Annotated in this window: 12 protein-coding genes; 9 read left to right on the top strand and 3 right to left on the bottom strand. The window is 42.9% G+C overall.

Annotation, left to right across the window (positions count from 1 at the left end):
• Positions 1-22: 22 nt before the first annotated feature.
• The 3 genes from FNH22_RS10705 to FNH22_RS10695 form a co-directional block, all read right to left on the bottom strand.
• Positions 23-5938, bottom strand: coding sequence for a hypothetical protein (locus FNH22_RS10705; RefSeq protein WP_143398347.1), 5916 nt, complete (start codon positions 5936-5938; stop codon positions 23-25).
• Positions 5939-6000: 62 nt separating this feature from the next.
• A complete protein-coding gene (locus tag FNH22_RS10700; RefSeq protein WP_143398346.1) occupies positions 6001-6657 on the bottom strand; it encodes a hypothetical protein in 657 nt (218 codons plus the stop codon).
• Entirely contained in the window at positions 6644-7180 is a 537-nt protein-coding gene (locus FNH22_RS10695) for an OmpH family outer membrane protein (protein WP_143398345.1), read from the bottom strand. Before FNH22_RS10695 ends, FNH22_RS10700 begins: the two co-directional genes overlap by 14 nt.
• A gap of 503 nt (positions 7181-7683) precedes the next feature.
• On the opposite strand from FNH22_RS10695, the gene FNH22_RS10690 reads away from it, so the two are divergent.
• From FNH22_RS10690 to FNH22_RS10650, 9 genes are all read left to right on the top strand, one after another.
• Positions 7684-8415, top strand: coding sequence for a GntR family transcriptional regulator (locus FNH22_RS10690; RefSeq protein WP_143398344.1), 732 nt, complete (start codon positions 7684-7686; stop codon positions 8413-8415).
• Positions 8416-8555: 140 nt separating this feature from the next.
• Positions 8556-9521, top strand: a complete 966-nt coding sequence (locus FNH22_RS10685; RefSeq protein ID WP_185154175.1) for a DUF5005 domain-containing protein — start codon at positions 8556-8558, stop codon at positions 9519-9521.
• Between the two features lie 94 nt (positions 9522-9615).
• Positions 9616-10524: a hypothetical protein gene (locus tag FNH22_RS10680; RefSeq protein WP_143398342.1), complete on the top strand. Its 909-nt coding sequence runs from the start codon at positions 9616-9618 to the stop codon at positions 10522-10524.
• A gap of 75 nt (positions 10525-10599) precedes the next feature.
• Positions 10600-13662 carry a TonB-dependent receptor gene (locus tag FNH22_RS10675; RefSeq protein WP_143398341.1) on the top strand — a complete coding sequence of 1021 codons (3063 nt, stop codon included), beginning with the start codon at positions 10600-10602 and terminating at the stop codon, positions 13660-13662.
• Positions 13662-15155: a RagB/SusD family nutrient uptake outer membrane protein gene (locus tag FNH22_RS10670; protein WP_143398340.1), complete on the top strand. Its 1494-nt coding sequence runs from the start codon at positions 13662-13664 to the stop codon at positions 15153-15155. The genes FNH22_RS10675 and FNH22_RS10670 overlap by 1 nt, the downstream gene beginning before the upstream one ends.
• 14 nt (positions 15156-15169) lie before the next feature.
• Positions 15170-16906 carry a class I mannose-6-phosphate isomerase gene (locus FNH22_RS10665; RefSeq protein WP_143398339.1) on the top strand — a complete coding sequence of 579 codons (1737 nt, stop codon included), beginning with the start codon at positions 15170-15172 and terminating at the stop codon, positions 16904-16906.
• A 4-nt stretch (positions 16907-16910) separates the two neighbouring features.
• Positions 16911-18272, top strand: coding sequence for a sugar porter family MFS transporter (locus tag FNH22_RS10660; RefSeq protein ID WP_143398338.1), 1362 nt, complete (start codon positions 16911-16913; stop codon positions 18270-18272).
• 9 nt (positions 18273-18281) lie between these two features.
• Positions 18282-19385 carry an ROK family protein gene (locus FNH22_RS10655; protein ID WP_143398337.1) on the top strand — a complete coding sequence of 368 codons (1104 nt, stop codon included), beginning with the start codon at positions 18282-18284 and terminating at the stop codon, positions 19383-19385.
• Complete coding sequence (locus tag FNH22_RS10650) at positions 19378-21708, top strand: hypothetical protein (protein WP_143398336.1); 2331 nt, start codon at positions 19378-19380, stop codon at positions 21706-21708. The genes FNH22_RS10655 and FNH22_RS10650 overlap by 8 nt, the downstream gene beginning before the upstream one ends.
• The last annotated feature ends 6 nt before the right edge of the window (positions 21709-21714 follow it).

Below are 21714 nucleotides of genomic sequence, written 5' to 3'. Positions count from 1 at the left end.
AATCAAAATTCACTTTGACAACTTATTCACAATCGATAGAAACCGGACATGTGGTTACATCTCCGGTAGCCACCCCGTCGTACGTACCACAATTGCCATCAGCATAGACCCCTACGATATAAAATGTACAGAAACTGGTATCAGTATACCGGCAATGATCATATAAGTAAGTGCCGTATGGCGGACATGGACCATGCACATTGATCGTTTTCTCTTCAGTTCGGACAAATATGCCAGTTTGTGTATCTCTTACGACGCCATAAACGATTTTAGAGCCTCTTGACAAAGGGGTCCATGAGATGTAAGGAGTATCAGAAGTTAGCACTCTACTATTATCTATATATACTTCATATTGTAAATCAGGGTGTGTATAATTAGCGTTCACATTTAACATTCCCTGTATACCTTCCCGGTATGACGTCTGTAATAAAGCTAGCTGGGCAATTAAATTTGCTTTAGGAGGGTTGTATTTATATACAATATGAGAGGTTAGTGTCTCTGCGTAATCAAAGCTCTCCCGATACGTTTTTATTAATCGGCCCATAGCGTCATATTCATACTTAGTGTATATATTATTCGCATCAAGAATATAAGACAGCTCACCCCATTCATTATATACATAGCTGGTCATCGTCGCATCTACCGGATGCGCCCGAAAATCATCGAAATAAGTCACTTGCCCATTCGCAGCGCACGCGACCTCAATACTGCTGTTTGCCGGTACGGCCGGCAAGGTAGCTTTCAACATGTACCAGTCGCCTGACTGCTGAATGGGCAGATCAACATTCAATGGTACTACCGTACCTTCACCTATCCGGTAACTTAAGGCAGCATTCCGGTTATCGGACCAAACACTCAACGCCAAGCGTCTGCTTTTCTTTGTAGTCAGGTTATATTTGAAGCCATTAGAGGTGTTACCGGTTGTTTTAACACTTTTTATCCCGGTATGAGCCTTATCTGTTGAAACCTTCCCCGTTTCATTTGCCATTCCAATAAAATCATCCAGTGCTAGATCTTCCGCTCCCGAGTACATAAATTCCTCGTAACCGGCATTGGCTACCGTAGCGACCACATGTTCTTGACGGCTATCAAACCGGGTAGAGGCCTGATTGCCATTCACATCGCTGGCTTCTAAGGCATGTGACTGAGCGTCATAAAGGGTAATCTCACTATTTTTCTGCCAAAAAGAAGTAGTTGGTTCCAGATCGTGATGCCAGGTATTAAAAAGATTCAAGTTGTAAGTATCGTAGTCATAGAGCCCATCTTTCTGAAGGTTGTCATTTCCAATAAAAGTATAAGAACGATGTTTATAGGGTGATGACTTGAACCAGACAACCTGATCGGGATGATTCGGAAAATCAATAGTCTTAGGGTAAAAGCCGGATACTTTAACTGTAGGCACAACTATTTCATACCTCCGGTTGCCCAGGTCTTTTACTACACTTCCCTGAAAATGTATCCCTACAAAATCCGTCTCAAACTTTAATTGATCGCCTACATTAAATAGGACATTAGGTGTTACGACATCAAAAATTTTACTGCGGGTAGAATTCCCAACATACCTAATCGTCATGGGATCACTCCTTTTACCATAGTTAATCAAGGGCATTTGATCATTCCACGTTTGAACAGAGGCAGAAACAAGTCCCTTTGGAGTAAGATTCTCGGGGGCCTCCACCTTGTACGTCTTTGTTTCGGCCTCCTGGATAAGCATGTTGACCCCTCCGTCCATAACTAATCCCATGCCAGGGTATTTATGATAAGCAGGGGTGGTTTCGGAAACATAATAATTCCCATAACCATCCTTTGATAGTGTTTTTACAGGACTACCTGAATATTTGTCAAATGCCAATGTTTTTGACGACGTGATGATACCCGTCTTGTAATTTTTACTTGTCTGACCGATTTGGATATTAGGGTAATGCTTACGTTCAGAGACAATGCCGGCAAGGTAATGCTCATTTTCATTCAAGTTATCCAGTAGTCCATCTTGACCCTGGCGAACATAGCGGGCATTAATGTACGTTTCACTTTGTATACCAATACCATCAAATTTGTTTTTTACCAGCGTTTCATACTGATCAACATTCTCGTTAAAGGTTGGCGGAACATTATTGTCATTACGAATGATGTCATCGTGCAAATAATGGTTTATAGTTTCATTCAATAATTTTCCGTTACCATCATAGAGGCATATACTTTTTAAGTTTCCTATCCTGGAGGTGTAATCTTCAAGGTTTACTTTTTGGGTTGCTACCTTTTGATAACTCAGGTTATTATAAAAGGTACCTGTTTCATGATAAATCTTTGGGTCAGTTTCTTTCATAGTCCCTATCATCCCAGGGTGAAATACCTCAAACTTGTACACAGAATAGGCCGGAAGTCTTGAAAATGTTTGAGATGGAGATTTTTTCACCTCTTCACTTACTTTCACCTGGCTATAATATACCCCGGGACCTGGTATATCTCGAGAAATGGCTAAAATTCGTGATACCCGGTCCGTGTAAACCTGTTTTATAAATTCTAACGCTCCGTGGTCAAAGTTTGTCTCCACCGGGTTGCCGTCATTATCGATGCTGTTCACACCATCAATCGCTACTGCTTCTGAATTCAACAGGACCTTCTCAACCTTGGTAGGTTCATAGGAAGTAACTCCGGAACTGTAACCAGTTACAGTATAATCATATAATGTACTTCTCTCATCTGTTAAAGTCTTTACATTAATTTTTTTAACACGTAATCCACCACCTAATACATCAGTATTTTGCCCGGCTCTGGAAATCACACCGGCCCTTAAATCAGCGATCAAAATATTTCGATGATGTTCTCTGCTTATTGCACCGCTTGTATCAAAACCATCTACGGTGAAAGACAACTGGCGATCATTGACAATTATATATTCTGCTGTGGCGCTCTCAATCACACTGTTGAATTTTCTCACGTCATCCGTAGACCACTCATTCAGAACCTTATCATACCCCTGCTCATAGCTACATAAGATTTCACCCTCCTCATTATTTGGATCGCCTGGCTCGGTATCGCAACGCCATCTATAGTTTGAATGATGATTTCGATGAAGAAATATGCTTTCAATTTCTTCCCCAACCTTAAAGTATTCTGATGGGTCTAACTCATTGTCAAACGTAATCTTCACCTTATCTTCATTAAGTGCCTCTGCCCCTACGATATTAAAATCAAAGCTTTTAAATTCATCAGGTAAGCGAAAGTCATCCGATTCATAGTCGATATTGATAGAAGCCCCCAGGCTGGTTGTAATATTGGTTAAGGACCATGCATCAACACTTTGGGCTGAGTTTTCGGTCACCGCCCTTCCTTCATTTTCATTTTTTTCACGAAGAGCAATATTCATATCGGACTTATAAAACCCCCAGATGTCAGACCAATCACCTTCTTGATAGACTGGATTTTTACCATACCTAAAATTCAAAGGAGGGACAAGGTTCACTTCACCCTTTCCATTAAATGAGACTGATTTTAAAGTCAATCTACCGGTTCGCTGAGATGAGGCTTGTAATTCCGTATTATTTTTAACATCAATTGGCGATACAAAACTGTTGGGCATACCGGTGGTCAATGAATAATTGGTATTGAAACCAATTGACCTTATTACTGCAGTTGTTTCAAAGTTTTGTTTCACATCATGAACATCTACTACATGGTTACCATAGTGGAAATAACAACCGGTACCGTCAATAGCATGTTGATAGGTATCATCAGAAGCTAACAATGCCTCTCTTTGAGCCGGCGAAAAATCCTTATTAGCCACTAAATAGATTTTATTCAACTTAAGAGTACTTCTTGGATGTATGGTAGCAATAACCTGGGAGCTTTCACAGCTCATACTTTTTTCAACGGATTCAAAGCCTCCGGCGTCAACACTTTCTACGGCGTTAGCTGTGGTAGTACGAACGGCGTTATCATCAAAATCATGAACTACTCCCTTTGAGTCATTTCGTATTTCTTTAGAGAAAATAGCTGTGTGCGTTTTGCTACGGATGTAATTCAAATAATACAGCTCTTTATCCCCTTTAGAAAACCCTCTAAACCGGGTATCAAGATCTTTATGGAAACCTGTGCCCGGGTTTCTCCATCCATACATATCTGTCCATAACCCATATTCAAAGCTTATCCAATATCCCCAGTCTTGGTCATCTAATTTCCCAATGGTCCCTCTATCTACAAAGTCCGGCCCTGTAATGCCGGTCAAATACCACGTATATGCATATTCGTCCGCTTTTTCGAGGCTGTTGAATGATTTCTTTTGTTTATCATCTGTATTTTCAGAATAAGTCCATTCATTTTTACTATAGGCTGGCAATGAAAAATGATAAGTAACTCCCGATTCATTCGTAATTTGAAAACCACCGATCTGACTATTGGTTTTCCGCTCAAAGCCCACAGAATTACCATCTATAAAACCGCTGGCTGATATTGAATTCTCCTTGATCTTTTCATTGGTAAAGTAGGCAATGTGTTTTGCCCCTTTTACTTTTTCTGTATATTCTATGTCTTCAAAATTATATGTAAGTTCTTTATTTGTACTGTTGTAGGTCATATTGTCTGAAACAGCACTATAGCTGTTAGAAAAATCGCCTACAAAGCGAAAAAGCACAGGCCAGTTTCTTCCGGGCATGGAATAATTGTAGTACTCACCACCAACGTCGCCTGTTTCATACTCAAGGTTTTGTCGATAAACAGCTTTTTGTATATGATAAGGCCTTATATTACCACTTATTCCCTGGGCATTGACCGAATATATATCGTAGTCCGGAAATGTTCCGCCAAATATTTTTGCACTAGTTTTGAATTTGCTGTTAGGCAGCCTTAGGTCAGCCAGGTCATAACTGTCATAAGCTGCATTTTTAAAATCTGCCACAGGCTTATCGCTATTAAAATCAGGTGCATACAACCCTCCGTAAATACTCACTGTTTCTAATTGATCAATCCAATACCGAGTATAATGCCTGCTGAGACGTAGATTCACCGCGGGTATGGGTGTGGGAATATCAACAGAAAAACCACTTGAGTGCGTACTGACATTATTAGATTTAGCGTTGTTAACTGAGGCTGTACCTCCACCTATTCCCACACTACCTGAAGTACCGTCTCCACCTGTTGAAATACTGGCTCCCATTAATGAAACGCTCTGATTTGTTTCAGCATTCTGTGCGATTATTCCTGCACTAACACCTCCTCCAAAACCACTTTGAGTGTTGTAGTTTAGTCCTACAAAACCACCTGCACCAATATCTTGTGCAAGTGCCTGGCTAATAGAAATCCCAACGGACACCCCTGCGCTAACTTTTCCTTTCTCACTGTCACCGTCGTAATCCATGAAACTTAAATTAGCAGAACCTCCAATTCCTAAGGGACTGTCCTTTCCCAAACCTATCCCTACGCCCGCTCCAACATATCCTCCAATACCAAAGCCACGATAGGTATCTTGGGAAAAGCTTAAGCCTGCACTTACCGTCGCCGTATTGGCAATTCCCACTGAGACACCAACCGAAGTGGTTTTGGTAGAGCCACCTTCCCAAAAGGTCCTTTGTGCATTACTTACTCCTTCATGGTCATCGGCATACCCATTAACGATTCTGGTGATAGAACCCGGGTTTAAGGACCAACCTAGTCCTACCCAGGAGGCTTCTTCCATTGGTTGAATGCCGGCATGATATGATAAAGACAAAGGGTATCCTCCAGAGGGGCCAGGCACCTCCAACAAAGGCAGATTATAGGTAAAATCTCCGGTTATTAAACTGACCATATCGGTAGTGTCGACCGGCTCGAAGCTACTAGCCTCTGGAGCCGTAGGACCTGAAGTCAGAGCTTGCACCATATAAGGAAAGGTCATATCCATCCCAATTTCCATAACAAAAAACAAAGCAACGATCCGTGTTAGTTTTCGTTTTCTAAACATACTTTCTGAGTGTTTTTAAGGTCAAGTCGTGAACATGAAAGGTACGCCTCACCCAGGATTTCTTATTTAATAGTTGACAACACTTTGAATTTTATCCTTGGCACATCTTCAAGATCTTTTCTTTTAAAGCGAAAAGTTTGATTGCCCAACCCCATACCAAATTCTTTCAGGTTGAGTTGTATCCAGTCATCATCCCAGGCGTTTTCTTTGTTAAAAACAAACATGAGATTAGTGGCCCCACCCATCCCATAGGTGCGCGGAAATACGTAATCGGCTACTTCAATAGTATCCTGACCCGAAGTAGTCATGTTAAGGTACTGTCCCATGCGAAACGACAAGGTTTGCACCAGATCACTGAACTGTTCATAGCCGCCTTCTGCCTGGTAGAGAGCTTCCTTATCTCCTCTTGACAGCGCCAGGATAAAATAATAGTATTCACTATATTTATTTTCCAGCCGCTGAAGCTCTTCAGTTGAAGAAGCTTCTTCACCTCCCAATTCCTGAGCAATCAAAAGATCAGTAGGTCGGTAGGTCACCTGCGTTGTGAAGCCTTTATACGCACGACTTTTGGTGAGTGCTTCTTGTTCTATTATCCAGGCTTTCAGTGCCTCCTCTGACAGGTATTCAGGTGTGCAAGCCAATAGCAGCATTAGAACGGTCATGAGTGGGAAAATGCCGGACCATTCAAACATCCGATAATTATAATCATTGCCCTGCATACATCTTATTTAACTCTTCCAATATTTCATCTGTGATATCCAATCCGTCAGCAGCGTAGGCGATGTTGCCATATTCCGTAGCGGCTATAATAATACGGTAGTCTTTTTGTTGGCCGTACTCTTTGATGAAAGCATTTATCTGTTCCAATACCTGACTGGTCATTTTTCCGTCTTCCTGGACAGCTTTTTCGCCGATTACCTTTTGATAATCGGCCAACTGGCGTTGTTTGGTACGGATCAACTCCTGGGAAAGTGCCTTTTCCTTAGCGGAAAGCCGGCCGCTCTCCTTTTCATAATCCTGAATCGTCTTTTGCACCTCTTTTGCCAACGTATCTACGTTGGCCTGCCATACCTTGGCTTTTTGCTGATAGTCCTTTCGCATATCCACCATGCCCTGGTAACTATTGACCAATCGGGCTGAATCAACGTAAACGATTTTCTGTGCGGAAAAATGAAAATAGTAAAGAAGGGCTAATCCTAAAAAGGAAATTGACCATAAAGCCAACGAAATTGTCTTAAACATCGAAGTATTAAATCACCTATAAACAATGTCCAAAACTATATAAATATTAATAATCAAAACGTGCTGAATTACACTAAAACTTACATCGCCCTTAATTGATCCAAAATAAAAAAACTAACCTGAAGCCATTTCAATGAATTGAAAAATCAAATACAACTCAAAACATTACACCGCAAGCAATAATCGGTTTTACTGATTTTAGTCAGTATTTAGTTACTAATCAGGGAAATAGATAGCAATAATAGCGATACAGTCGGCCCAATCCATCAGGTGCAGCATCCGGCTTTTACTGCCAGCCCATTTTCCTCACACTGATCTATATAAAATATCAAGGATCATCATACTACTTATAAGACTGTAACCCTTATGACCATTAGGTAACTTATCTTAAAATATATTGTTCATATGTTCATACATATTAAAATGAAATGAATAAATTAGTCCCTTCCTTAGTGTAAGGCCTAACTTTGATCTATTGAACTAACGGAATCATAAAGTGCCCCATGAAATTGGAAATCGATCATAATAGCTTAATCCCTTTACATATACAGGCTGAGGAACTCCTCAGAAAAATGATAGCAATGCCTGAATACCAGGAGGGTAAACTGCTTCCCAAAGAAATTAATCTGGCCAGACAGCTCGGTATTTCCAGGAACACCTTACGCCAGGCTACTAATAAATTGGTGTATGAGGGACTCTTATTGAGAAAAAAGGGAGTGGGAACCGTGGTTTCACAACCTGTAGACAGCAAAGCGAAAAACTGGATGAGTTTTAGCCAGGAAATGAAATCCAAAGGGATTGAGATCGTGAATTACACCATTGATCTGAATTGGGTGGTCCCTCCGAGTGAAGTACTAAATTTTTTCGGGTGTGAAGAAGAGGTGAAAATCTTGAAGATGGAACGTGTACGAGGGAATAAGAAATGCCCGTTTGTATACTTTCTTTCTTACTTTAACCCTAAGATAGGCCTCACCGGAAAAGAAGACTTTAGTCGTCCGCTTTACGATATACTTGAACAGGATTTTTCCATTGTCGCCAAGGTAAGTAAGGAAGAAATTACTGCTCTGGCTGCAGACCCTCTATTGGCCAAACGCCTGCACATTCATGTGGGCGAACCTATTTTGAAGCGAAAGAGATTTGTTTTTGACCCGGGTAGACGCCCCATAGAATACAACATAGGATATTATAAATCAGACAGTATAGTGTATACTGTAGAAAGCGAAAGAGAATTTTGAACCCTTTATACCATCAACTATCCATAGCAACTGTACTGTTTTTTGTACTGACCGCATGTAAACCAGATTCAAACGGCACAAAGACTTCAAAGTGGCCAAATCGGCAAGTGGTGGTCGATTCTGCTTTCACCAACATGTATATGCCGCGGGGAGATCAATTCACAGGGGGTGACGGCGTGTACTCTGCTAAACTGCCTGACGGTAGAACGGTCTGGATCTTCGGCGACACCTTTCTGGGAAATGTTACCCCGGATAACCGCAGAATAAAAACCGACCCGCTTTACATCAGAAATAGTTTTGTAATCCCTGAAGAGGGGCAGCTGACCACCTTCCATCAGGGTGAACCACATGAATACAAGTCTATGATGATACCCCCTGAAGTGGCAGACGGAAGTTCGGGATTTAGTGAGCTTGACCTTTGGTACTGGCCGGGAGATGCTTTTATAGAAGAGGGAAATTTGAATGTCTTTGTCTCTAAATTTTATCAAAAGGAAAAAGACATGTGGGGTTTCAGATTCGTAGAAACTGAGCTATTTGAATTTTCTCTCCCCGATTTTCAACAATTACGAGTTAACGATTTTGGAGACCTGGACAGTATCCATTTCGGACATGCCGTTTGCCCTACGGAAACGTTTACGTATATATATGGATTGAAGAATCAATTTCCATATGTAGCTCGCGCACCCAAGGGAAAAGTACGTGGCAAATGGGAATTTTACAATGGATCTTCCTGGGTCAGTGACGCTAAAAAAGCCGTTCCTATGGTGAAGTTCTCAGGTTCCGAACAGTTCAGTGTTTTTCAATGGGACGAAACGTTTATTATGATTATGCAGGAAGGCGGACTGGGCAGAAAGATCTATTCCTTCATCGCTAAGACGCCTTATGGCCCGTGGACCAATCAACAGATGATCTACAAAACACCTCTGCTGGATAACTGTAAAGACTGCTGGACCTATAATGCACTCGCCCACCCGCAATTTACCGAAGAAGATATGTTGCTCATCTCTTATAATACGAACAGCATGGTATTGCAGGACCATTATGACAATGCCCTCATCTACCGCCCCAGGTTTATTCGAGTTCCAATAGAGAACATCATAGAATAGCTACTACCACATAAAGCGTGTAAAAAAAAGACAATATACTATGTTCATACATATGAACATAGTATATTTGATATGCAAACCAAAAAAACACGATATGAAAAATAAGTTCTACCTTCTCTTGATCTTCACCGGTATGTTAGCCGGAGTCGGATGCTTAACGTCTTGCGGAGACGATGATGAAACCTTCCTGGACCCTACGTTATCACTTTCGGAAACAGCGGTAACAGCTGCTCCGGGTGAGGACATCACCATCACTGCAACAGTCACCACCGACGCAGCCTTCAAAAGCCTGGTAGTGACAAAGCTCTGGGATGGAGCTTCCCAGGGAACGGAGAATTTTGACAAGCCCACCGGAAATGAGCTTCAATATACTTATACGATAATAGATGATGACGCTGACCATGTGTTGTCGCTTAACTTTACGGTTACCGACGATTTGGGAAGAACTGCTTCTGTTGATGTAGTGATTACAGTCGAACTTACTCCTCTTCAGATTCTCTTGAAGTATGACTGGCGACTTAATGATGAGATCAGAGCAAGAACCAATGCAAGCGATATTAACGACCTTTATAACGACGATGTTTATCGTTTTAATGAAAATGGTACTTATCAGAAAAGTATTGGTGCTAAAGCCGATAATTTTCGTGACCTGATCACTAATTACTGTTTCTATGACCTTAATGAGACTACCATGAGATTGCTCATGAGTACCAGCGAGAATTTTTTGGGTACCGATGCTGTGGATACACTTGATATTATTGTGTTAGATGATACCAAGTTACATGCGGATGTAACTTATTATGGCTTAGATGAATTCAATGAAGAAGGCGAAGAAGTGCCATATCTACCGATCGAGGACTATGAAAAACAATTCGTAGCTGTCGCCAAAACTGATAGTTTCGACCCGTATAATGCCGGAAATGAAGTAACCAATGAAGAAACCGGCGCCACTGATGATGATGGCCCCGGTGTATGCAGAGACGTGGTTCTCGAAAACGATTAATCAAACATGGTTAAAAGCTGTTTTAAAGTGTATATCCTTTAAAACAGCTTTTCATTCTCTTCAATACAGTTAGCAATGAATATGTTTATCCTTCGAATGCTTGGCAGCATGTTTTTTCTGCTATGCGTACAACTAGCCAATGCTCAAACATTTGTTATTTCCGGTACGGTCTATGATGAAACCGATGTACTCACAGGAGCCGCAGTGGTGCAAAAAGGCACATCCAACGGAATGATCACGGACATAAACGGGAAATTCAGCATTGAGGTCCCGGTTGGAAGTACGTTGGAAATTTCCTACCTGGGGTACGTTACGCAAGAGTACGTTATTGATTCCGGGCAGGAGCTGACCATTACCCTTGAACTGGACATAGATCAGCTCGCAGAAGTAGTTGTGATAGGATATGGCGCTGTTAAAAAAAGCGACCTGACTGGCTCAGTGGCTTCCATCAAATCCGCCGACATTGTGAATACAGCCATTTCTTCCGTAGACCAGGGAATTCAGGGAAAAGCGGCCGGGGTAGTGGTGAGTATGAGTTCAGGGCAACCCGGAGCGCCATCTTCCATACGAATTCGTGGAACCAGCTCAATTAATGGGAACAACGAGCCTTTGTATGTCATTGACGGCATGTTCATAGAACCTGAAGCAAACATTGGAGCGGTAACCGGCCCCTCTCTTAATCCGCTTGAAAGCATAAACCCGGCGGATATCGAATCGATAGAAATTCTCAAAGATGCTTCTGCTACGGCCATTTATGGTACACGGGGTGCTAACGGGGTCATCCTGATCACCACAAAAAGAGGAAAGGCAGGTAAAGCTGTAATATCTTTCAATTATAGTACCAGCACGCAGGAACTACGCAAAAAGATCCCACTACTGAACGCCGCCGAACTGGCCATACTTGGCAATGAGGCCACTGACAATGCCGGTGCGCCCAGAAGAACCATTTATGCCAGTCCCACCAACCTGGGCGTAGGAACCGACTGGCAGGACGAAATATTCAGAGTAGCTGCTATTCATAACTTCCAGGCTTCTGCACGGGGTGGCAACGAAAAAGGAACTTATTCATTATCAGCAAATTATTTTGATCAGGAGGGGATCATTTCCAATTCCGGATACAGTAAAGGAAATGTCAGAGTGAACCTTGACCAATACCTCAACTCAGCCGTCAGCATAGGTACCAGTATCAACATCAACAGAGGCAGCCTCAATGGAGTGGTTACCGATGCTGAGGGAGCCATTCCTTCCAGTATTACCTCATGGGCCCTAATATTCAATCCCGGACTGGATGTTTTTGATTCAAATGGCGAATTTGTTTTTGAAAACAACACCGCCCAGCCCTCTGTGGGAAATCCGGTGGCCGACGCTGCAAGGACCCAACAGGTAAACACTTCCACCCGTCTTTTAGGGAACGTTTTTTTGAAATGGGATATATTAGACAACTTAAGTTTTAAAACCTCGATAGGGACAGACGCTGTTTTTGTAAAGGAAAAATCTTTCGTTCCCAATGACATAAAACGGGGACAGGCCAGTAACGGGCAGGCGGCAATAGCCGAACAGGAAGGAATAAACTGGCTACTTGAAAACACGCTGAGTTTCAACAAAAAATTCGGATCCCATTCCATTCAAGCTGTCATCGGTCACTCCATGCAGCAGTACGACAATGATTTTTTACTTACCGCTACTTCCGATTTTGATGACAACCGACTGGGATTCAACGCTATCCAGGTGGGGGCTGATAAAACATTGATTTTCAATGGAACCAGTGGGTGGCAATTGCAGTCCTTTTTAGGTAGAGTGAATTATAACCTTATGGAAAAGTACCTTTTCACAGTATCCGCACGGATGGATGGTTCTTCCAAGTTTGGAGAAGGTAATAAGTATGGCTTCTTTCCTTCTTTTGCAGCTGCATGGAGAATTAAGGATGAAGCATTTTTAGAAAACGTATCTTTTTTAACCGATCTCAAAATCCGCACAGGTTATGGAATAGTTGGAAATGAAGGCATCCCTCCTTACAGTTCACTCGGACTATTAGAGACTACCGAAGCCTATTTCGGAGAAAATGAAATAGCCAAGGGGGCCGGCCCATCTACACGACAAAATGATGCGCTTCAATGGGAAACTACCAGCCAGTTAAACATTGGCATTGACGCAGCATTCTTCGACAATCGAATCACATTGGTAGCGGATTTTTATCTAAAAGAGACCAAAGACCTGCTTTTAGATGCTCCCGTACCCTATACATCAGGATTTGGCTCAGCCTTTTTTAATGTAGGGTCATTACAAAACAGGGGTTGGGAGCTGGCAGTGACTTCTGTGAATATTGACACTGAGGTGGAATGGAACACCACATTCAACATCGCCATGAATGAGAATAAAGTATTGAACCTTAATAGTGATGAAGGTATCCCCGCCGATCCTCTCCTGGGAATCAACGGATGGACCTCTATAGAACAGGGAGTAGCTTTGGGCACTTTTTACGGATATGAGACCGACGGTATTATTCAATCCAATGAAGACCCAAGCCAAATTCCTTATTTCAACGATTTCACACCTACATTCGGAGACCGGAAATACGTAGACCAAAATGATGATGGCGTATTGGATGAAAAGGACAGGGTCGTTTTAGGCAATGCAAACCCTGATTTCTCCTTCGGGATCAACAATACGGTAACTTTTAAAGGCTTCTCATTGGGAGTATTCCTTCAGGGAGTACTTGGTAATGAAATCGTGAACTTTAACACATTCGGACTGGAAAGTTTCGATGGGAACCAAAACAATTCAACTGCAGCGCTCAACCGGTGGACGCCGGAAAATCCAAGTAATACATACCCCAGGGCCAATGTATCCCCCAGGGTGAATACACTTTCCGACCACCAGGTGGAAAGCGGTTCTTACCTGCGTTTGAAAGACATTACTATTGGATACGATTTTGTCAACCTACTGAAGGATACAAAGTTTCCTGTACGTACATTGAAGGTATTCGTGAGCGGTAAGAACCTTTGGACACTTACCGATTATTCAGGCTATGATCCGGAGGTAAACCGATTCATTAATAACCCCAGGGCCTTTGGAGCGGATTTTGGCTCTTACCCAACCACTAAAATTATCACTGTAGGCTTAAATACAATATTCTGATGAAAAAATTGATTTATCCCTTCTATCTTATCTGCTTCTTTTTCATTCCTGCCGGATGCGACTTCCTGGATGAAGAACCTGAATCTTTTATAAACTCAGCGACCTTCTATAAAACGGAGAGTGATGCCGTTGCTGCTACCAACGCGCTTTACGAATATCTCACGGTAGGGACTGAAGGAATTTTCGACCGAGGCTTTGGCGGTATATTCTTCAATGACTATTGGGTATTCAAAGACATCCTGTCCGATAACTGCACTGAAACCATCGTGTCACAAGAATACAGGACACTCAATGAATTCACTTTTACTGCTGAAAATGAAAGGATAGAGCTGTATTGGCAAGATCTGTATAAAACCATCAATGCTTCAAACGTGGTGATTGACAGAGTTCCCTTAATTGATATGAATGAAATGAGGCGTGATCATCTCACGGCAGAAGCCCATTTCATTCGGGCAATGATGTATTTTGAAGCAGTGAGGCTATTCGGAGATGTACCCCTGATCCTAAAAGAAACTGTAGACCTGGACGATGCCATAGTAGCTCGATCTGCAAAAGACAATGTATATGAAGCCATTGTGGGTGACCTGGAATGGGCCCGTGACCACCTGAGCAGTACCTACCGTGTAGGATCAGGCAGGCCTACTCCAATGGCTTGTACTGCACTGCTGGCAAAGGTTTACCTGGAAATGGGAGAACACGAACTTTCCGCTAATCAGGCGGAAATAGTTATTACATCCAATGAATACAGGCTTTTTGATGATTTTGCAGACCTTTTCAAACTGGAAAATGCCAATTCCGGTGAGATTATTTTTGCTGTAAACTATAGTGGAACACTGAGTCAGGGATTCAAGCCCAACCAGTACCATGTACGCCTGCTACCTCCAAACCTTCACAAAGACGGAGAAGGGCCTGAAAATGCTTTCGGCTGGGAGGTCCCTACTGCTAAACTCTACAATAGTTATGACGCACTGGACAGAAGGCGCGAGGTCACCTTTATCACCTCGTTTACCTATTCTGACAACTCAACGGTCACATTTGATCCCCACATCAGCAAATTCTGGGACCGGGAAAACGAGCCACTCGGCAACAATACGGACCAGGATGTAGTGTATTTGCGCCTCGCAGACATCATGCTCATCTATGCAGAAGCGCTCAATGAAGTGAACAACGGTCCTACGGCAATAGCCTATCAAATGATCAATGACATCAGAAAACGCGCCCGATTCAATGGAACTGTCGAGCAGGCGATCTTACCTGACCTGGCGGGTTTAGACTACCAGCAGTTCAAAGACGCCATCTTGCAGGAAAGGCAATGGGAATTTGTAATGGAAGGGCAAAGGTATCATGATTTGGTACGGATGGGAAAGCTCGTGGAAGCAGTAAATACTTCAGGAAAACTGAATGTCAACCCACAACCCTTTCATAATCTATTGCCTATTCCACAGCGCGAGCGTGACCTAAATCCCAAACTTTCCCAAAACGACGATTATTAATTTCTTATACATCCATGACATTTAATAAATTCCCATCTGTTAAGGTGAACACCCCGAAGCGTTGCTTAGTAGGCTGGCCGGATATTGCAGGTGAAATATCAAAAGCAATTGAGACCAGGTCGGCCAAAAAGGTGGTAATTGAGTGTTATCAGGGTGTTTTTGTGGAAGATATTAAAAATTGGGTCCAGGGTAATTTTCCCGGATCACAAGTAATCGATGCATCGATAGCATTAAAAAGCGAAGAAAAGATCAGGGAATTGACGGCCCCTGACGTTACCGATGATCGGATTTTTGGTGTCATGACCCAACGGTCCCTCCTGGAATTTTTCCACTTAAACAAAATTTCTAAAACACGACAGTCCATTGAAGAAAGTGAACAACTGACTTTTGTTATCGGGACAGGTGCATCCTTCCTGGCATTAAACCCGGACATTTATATCTACGCGGATATGGCCCGTTGGGAGATACAGCAAAGGATGCGGAAAAAAGAAGTCTCAAATGTAGGATTAAACAATACTTCGGATCCTTTTGAAACGCAATACAAACGTGGCTATTTTCTGGATTGGCGAATATGTGATCAACATAAACAGAAATGGATGCCCGACTGGGACTATGTTTTAGACACCAATAACAGGTCTCGCCCTAAGATGATCACCGCTGAAATGTTTCACGACGGAATAGACCAGGCGGTGAATCAACCTTTCAGTGTGGTTCCCTTTTTTGATCCCGGTCCATGGGGCGGACAGTGGATGCGTGAAAAATTTGACCTGGATCCCGAGCCTTCAAATTTTGCATGGTGTTTCAATTGTGTTCCCGAAGAGAACAGCTTGCTACTTGATTTTGATGGTGTGACTTTCGAAACGCCCTCTATCAATCTCGTTTTTTTCAAACCTAAAGAGCTCTTAGGCGAAAAGGTACAGGATATCTTCGGTAATGAGTTCCCCATTCGTTTTGATTTTCTGGATACAATGGGTGGAGGGAATCTCAGCCTGCAAGTACACCCATTGACGGATTACATTCGGGAAAAATTCGGAATGACCTATACTCAGGATGAAAGCTACTATATGCTGGATACTGATGAAAAGGCCACCGTGTATTTGGGTTTAAAAGAAAATGTGGACCGCAAAGGGATGATCACAGCGTTGACAAAGGCACAATCCAATGGGCACGTTTTTGACGCTGATAAATACACGCAAAAATGGCCTGCAAAAAAACATGATCATTTCCTGATCCCCGCAGGAACGGTACATTGTTCAGGAGAAGGTTGTATGGTACTGGAAATCAGCGCAACACCTTACATATTTACCTTCAAACTCTGGGATTGGGGTCGCTTAGGTATGGATGGGAAACCCCGCCCTATCAACATTGAGCATGGAAAAAAAGTGATCCAATGGAACAGACAATCCAAATGGACGCAGCAGCATTTGATTAACAACATAGGAGTCATAGCAGAGGGAGAAGATTGGCGGGAAGAACGAACAGGGCTTCATCAACTGGAGTTCATTGAAACCCGCAGGCACTGGCACTCGGGCACCGTACTTCATCAAACAAAAGATAGAGTGAACGTACTGATGGTGGTAGAGGGTGAGCAAGCCGTTGTTGAAAGCCCAACAGACTCGTTCCAGCCCTTCGTTGTCAATTATGCCGAGGCTTTCATAATTCCAGCTAAAATAAGGGAGTATACCATTCGACCCATCGGGGCCAGTAAAGGCAAGGAAATAGCCACTTTGAAAGCTTATGTAAGAACCTGACCCTATGAGCCAAGATACAATACATATAAAATTTATCTACATTGTTTCTTCCATTGCGGCCATTGGAGGTTTATTATTTGGGTATGACACAGCGGTTATTGCAGGAGCTATTGGGTCCATAGAGGTCAAATTTAACCTCTCCCCTGTCCTAACAGGTTGGGCAGCTTCCAGCGCTATCTGGGGCTGTATACTGGGTGCAATGAGCGCCGGATATGTGAGCGACAAATTTGGAAGGAAGAAAATATTGATTGTCACTGCCTTGTTGTTTGCTCTATCCGCTATCGGTTCTGCCATTCCACAAAACCTCAACCAGTTCGTGATTGCCCGATTCGTTGGAGGTGTAGGCGTAGGTGCAGCTTCTATGTTATCTCCAATGTACATTTCTGAGATCGCCCCAGCCGACAAACGCGGCATGCTTGTTACACTTTATCAACTGGCCATTGTCATTGGCATCAACCTCATCTACTTTGTCAATCTACTCATCGCAGGATCCGGGAGTGACCAATGGAATATTGATTACGGCTGGAGGTATATGTTAGGTTCAGAGGTCTTTCCTGCCATGCTATTCCTTTTTACACTGTTTTGCGTCCCTGAAAGCCCAAGATGGTTGGCAAGCAAAGGGAAAAATGCAGAAGCAATGGATGTTCTGAAAAAAGTGAACGGAAATGCAGGTGCAAGTACTGTCATGGCAGAAATAAAAGAAACACTGAAAGAGGAAAAAGGAACCATTAGCGAACTATTTGCACCTGGTTTAAGGACCGCCATGGTCATTGGAATGTTTTTGGCGTTATTTTCTCAGATCACAGGCATCAATGCCATTATTTATTACGCTCCTGAGATTTTTAAAAGCGTAGGGTTTGGAACAGATTCAGCCTTAACGCAAACGGTTATTATTGGCCTTATCAATACACTCTTTACTTTTGTAGCCCTCAAATTTATTGACCGGACAGGAAGAAGAAAATTGCTCTTATGGGGTATATCCGGCATGGTAATTTGTCTCTTTGGTGTAGGCATTGTTTTTCATTTTCAACTTAGCTCCGGGCCGCTGCTGCTTATTTTCATACTCGGGTTTATTGCCAGTTTTGCCTCTTCCCTGGGGCCCATTCCATGGGTATTGATCTCAGAAATATTCCCAACAAAAACGCGGGGAACAGCTATGTCATTTGCCATACTCTCACTTTGGATAGGGGTAGTATTGGTCACCCAACTTACTCCCGTCCTGCTAAAAGGAGTGGGAGGCGCTATTACTTTCTGGATTTTCGGAGCAAACACCATCCTGTTACTGATCTTTACGCTAAAGATGATCCCGGAAACAAAAGGAAAGACGCTGGAGGAAATAGAAAAATATTGGAAGAAAAACTACTAAAAGCCAGCTATGTCCGATCAGCGTTCAGCCACCGTTCTAACACTCGATGCAGGAGGCACTAACTTTGTATTTTCGGTAATCCGGGATTTTAAAGAGCTTACCTCCCCTATTACATTACCTGCCCAAGCTGAAAATCTGGCACAATGTCTATCTGCTATTATTTCTGGTTTTGAGCAAATAGCTGGTAGGGTTAAAAGTTTTGATGCCATTAGTTTCGCATTTCCCGGACCGGCAGATTATGTTTTGGGCATCATTGGCAACCTACCTAATTTCAAAGCGTTCCGCGGAGGTGTACCTCTGGGGCCGATGCTTGAAAACTATTTCAATGTCCCGGTTTTCATTAACAATGACGGCAACCTTTTTGCATCCGGAGTTGCGCATGCAGGATATCTTCCGGCGTTGAACGCCCGGTTAACGGAAGAAGGTAGCGATAAACGATTCCATCACCTGATAGGTATTACGCTCGGTACCGGCTTTGGATGCGGCATAGTATCCAATGGCCAGTTAATAACAGGAGACAATTCATGCGGGGCAGAAATTCACAACACGCTCAGCCCGGTCAATAAAAACTGGAATGCCGAAGAAAGCATAAGTACTCGGGCCATTCAGCGTGTTTATACCGAACGATCAGGAATTCCTTTTAATACTAAACTAATGCCAAAAGACATTTATAACATTGCCAAAGGAAATAAGGGCGGAAATATAACGGCAGCCAGGGAAGCCTTTATTCAATATGGCACCGCGCTGGGGGCCTCAATCGTGAATGTACTGGCCCTTATAGATGGCATTGTCGTTATTGGTGGAGGATTGTCAGCCAGCTGGGAACTGTTCGCTCCATCCATGTTCAAAGAAATCAATCGTAATGTTGAAAACTTCAAAGGAGAGCAGTCAAACAAGCTCTCATACAAAGTTTTTAACCTGGAAGATCCCTCCACCTTCAACGAGTTTGCCAGAGGAAAAACAGTAGACCTTCCGGTGCCTCGTACAGATAAATTTATCAAATACGACACCATGCCGAGAACGGGCATTGCTTTATCAAAACTTGGAGCAAGTCGTGCAATAGCATTAGGCGCTTACGCACTTGCCCTTCAAAAATTAGAGGTCTATGCGTAAGTCGATCGTCATTCTTATTATACTGTCCATTTTGGTTTCCTGCGAAATAAAGCAGCCTGAGGAAACCAACCCAGAAGACTTTATTCCTGATTTAGAAACGCTTTCAGGTGAATGGGTATCCGTAGATACCGTGGATATGGAACCGTCGTTGAGAAATTTCCGCGCACAGGCCCTGGTAAATAAAGATATGACCTCATTAAGCTGGCTGGCTTCTGCTCCATATGCAGGAGGGTATCATACAGGCACGATGAAAGTGAATGGAAAAACGCCCATCGTCACACACTTCAGATGGCAACCTTACCAGGCATTGCGAAGGTCCGTTTCCGAAACGATGGAAGTGAATAGTTCCACCCGTATGCTGGTCGATGAAAACATTATTTTATGGGAAGTAAAAATCAGGAACAAAACTTCAAAACCCCGGGAATACCATGTACAGACCAATCATATAGGCTTTATCAGCAAATACCCCAACCAGGAATGGCAGTGGTGGTATCCTTATCCAACGTTAGAGGGACAAACCACTAAACGGGATGATGTTATAGAAAACATGCGGGATTACATAGGAACGGACAAAACCAGTATTGAAAAAATGGTGGAAGAGTTGATCGATGGCCGCCCTACTCAAACCGTAAAAAAAGTATTGTGGCCGTCTGAAAAAGAGGTTTTGCAAAGCACAAAATACAGCACAGAGGTTTTAAACAACCAATTGATCATTTCCGATTCGGAAACTGAAGCCGTTTCAGGTTATACCGTAGTAACTACTCCTGACAACCTTATACTCAACCACTCGGGTGGTACTTCCAACTGGACTTTTTCCCTTGACGAAAACGAAACAAAAACCATTCGTTTCGCGATGGCCTGGGGAGATAATATCAATCACATTAAAGAAAACCTGAAAAAAGCAGAAGTAGACTTTGAAAAAAGTTGGTCAGATGTTCAGACCCACTGGGAAAATCGATGGAAGGAGATCTTTAAACCCAACAACAGTATTTTGTCAGGTGCATTCCCCATTCTGGAATCTGACGATGTCAAAGCCAATAAGGTATACTATACCGGCCCTTTGACCATGCTGTATTTGATGAACACAAACTTACCGCAACACAGTAAAGTGTTTTTAACCGGGGGGCCAAGGTGGGGAGCCTCCATTACCTTCTTTTGGGATATCACCGAATGGTCTACTCTTTGGGCTGTGGTAGACCCGGACATGATGAAAGATCATCTGACCTCATGGATAAGTATCGACCCGAGCCAGTATTTCGGACAGGATAATTTCAACGGTGATGGAGTTGGCAATGGCTATTCTGCCAACTATTGGGCATTGTTTCAAATGATACGTGCTTATTTAACCGTTTCCGGTGACACTGATTTTCTAACGCAGAAGATAGATGGAAAAACAGTACTTCAACATCTTGAGCACTATGCTACTCATTGGCAGAGAATTTCTATCTACAAAGAAGGCATGGATGACAGGTACCGACTTGCTGATTTCGGTGATGATGAATGGAACCTGCTGGAATGTGTCCCCACTTACAAGCATATCGTGCCTTCGTTCAACGCAGGGTATGTCTGGATGATGCGTGAAACAGCAGCCTTTCACGAGCAAGCGGGAAATGCAGAACGGGCAATAGAACTAAGAGCCGAAGCGGAAAGCATGATCCAACGGCTCTTGAAACTCTACGCCGGAAATGGTGTGTGGTATAGTCTCTATCCCGATGGAAGCAAAATCGAGGTGCGTCATTGTCTTGATTTTATGTTTCTGGGCAGATACCTGGCAAATGATATTCCCAGTAATATGAAAGAGGAGATGGTGGCTTTTGTCTATCGTGAACTCATCACAGACCATTGGATGCGTGCTCAGTCCATGGAAGACGTAGCTGCCAAAGACTCAGACCGTCCTGACCATGGGCCCCTGGGTGCATTTGATGGCTGGCCGGCAGGAACAATGGATGCTTTGGTCCAGCTTGGCTATCCGGAAAAAGCGCTGGACTTTTATCATACCATCGAACCCGTAACACATGAAGGTATTTGGGCACAAGCCCATGAGATCTGGGGAGATAATCAATGGAAAAAGAACGGCAAAGTACGTATTGCCAAGAGAGGGTGGCACAATCGTGAGTCATCTTCAGGCATTGCTATGTCCCAGGTAATGTTGAAAAACTTCTTTGGTTTCTACCCTATGGTAGACGGAAGTCCCTTCAACCCCAGCAAAGACAGGAGTTTCAATGGTAAGCTACACCATGTAAAATACAAAGGCAAGTACTACACCCTTGATGCAACAGCCTACAAAATGGTGATGAAAGAAGAAGAAAAATTTAATCAATAAGTACAC

The sequence above is a fragment of the Fulvivirga sp. M361 genome, assembly GCF_007097395.1.
Taxonomy (GTDB): Bacteria; Bacteroidota; Bacteroidia; order Cytophagales; family Cyclobacteriaceae; genus Fulvivirga.
This window is presented reverse-complemented; position numbering and strand designations above follow the sequence as displayed.

What these genes read in the sequence shown, in the direction of transcription:
- FNH22_RS10695 (WP_143398345.1), bottom strand. Translation starts at nt 7,180, where the DNA reads ATGTTTAAGACAATTTCGTTGGCTTTATGGTCAATTTCCTTTTTAGGA.
- FNH22_RS10690 (WP_143398344.1), top strand. Translation starts at nt 7,684, where the DNA reads ATGAAATTGGAAATCGATCATAATAGCTTAATCCCTTTACATATACAG.
- FNH22_RS10650 (WP_143398336.1), top strand. Translation starts at nt 19,378, where the DNA reads ATGCGTAAGTCGATCGTCATTCTTATTATACTGTCCATTTTGGTTTCC.
- FNH22_RS10685 (WP_185154175.1), top strand. Translation starts at nt 8,556, where the DNA reads ATGCCGCGGGGAGATCAATTCACAGGGGGTGACGGCGTGTACTCTGCT.
- FNH22_RS10655 (WP_143398337.1), top strand. Translation starts at nt 18,282, where the DNA reads ATGTCCGATCAGCGTTCAGCCACCGTTCTAACACTCGATGCAGGAGGC.
- FNH22_RS10660 (WP_143398338.1), top strand. Translation starts at nt 16,911, where the DNA reads ATGAGCCAAGATACAATACATATAAAATTTATCTACATTGTTTCTTCC.
- FNH22_RS10670 (WP_143398340.1), top strand. Translation starts at nt 13,662, where the DNA reads ATGAAAAAATTGATTTATCCCTTCTATCTTATCTGCTTCTTTTTCATT.
- FNH22_RS10700 (WP_143398346.1), bottom strand. Translation starts at nt 6,657, where the DNA reads ATGCAGGGCAATGATTATAATTATCGGATGTTTGAATGGTCCGGCATT.
- FNH22_RS10665 (WP_143398339.1), top strand. Translation starts at nt 15,170, where the DNA reads ATGACATTTAATAAATTCCCATCTGTTAAGGTGAACACCCCGAAGCGT.
- FNH22_RS10705 (WP_143398347.1), bottom strand. Translation starts at nt 5,938, where the DNA reads ATGTTTAGAAAACGAAAACTAACACGGATCGTTGCTTTGTTTTTTGTT.
- FNH22_RS10680 (WP_143398342.1), top strand. Translation starts at nt 9,616, where the DNA reads ATGAAAAATAAGTTCTACCTTCTCTTGATCTTCACCGGTATGTTAGCC.
- FNH22_RS10675 (WP_143398341.1), top strand. Translation starts at nt 10,600, where the DNA reads ATGAATATGTTTATCCTTCGAATGCTTGGCAGCATGTTTTTTCTGCTA.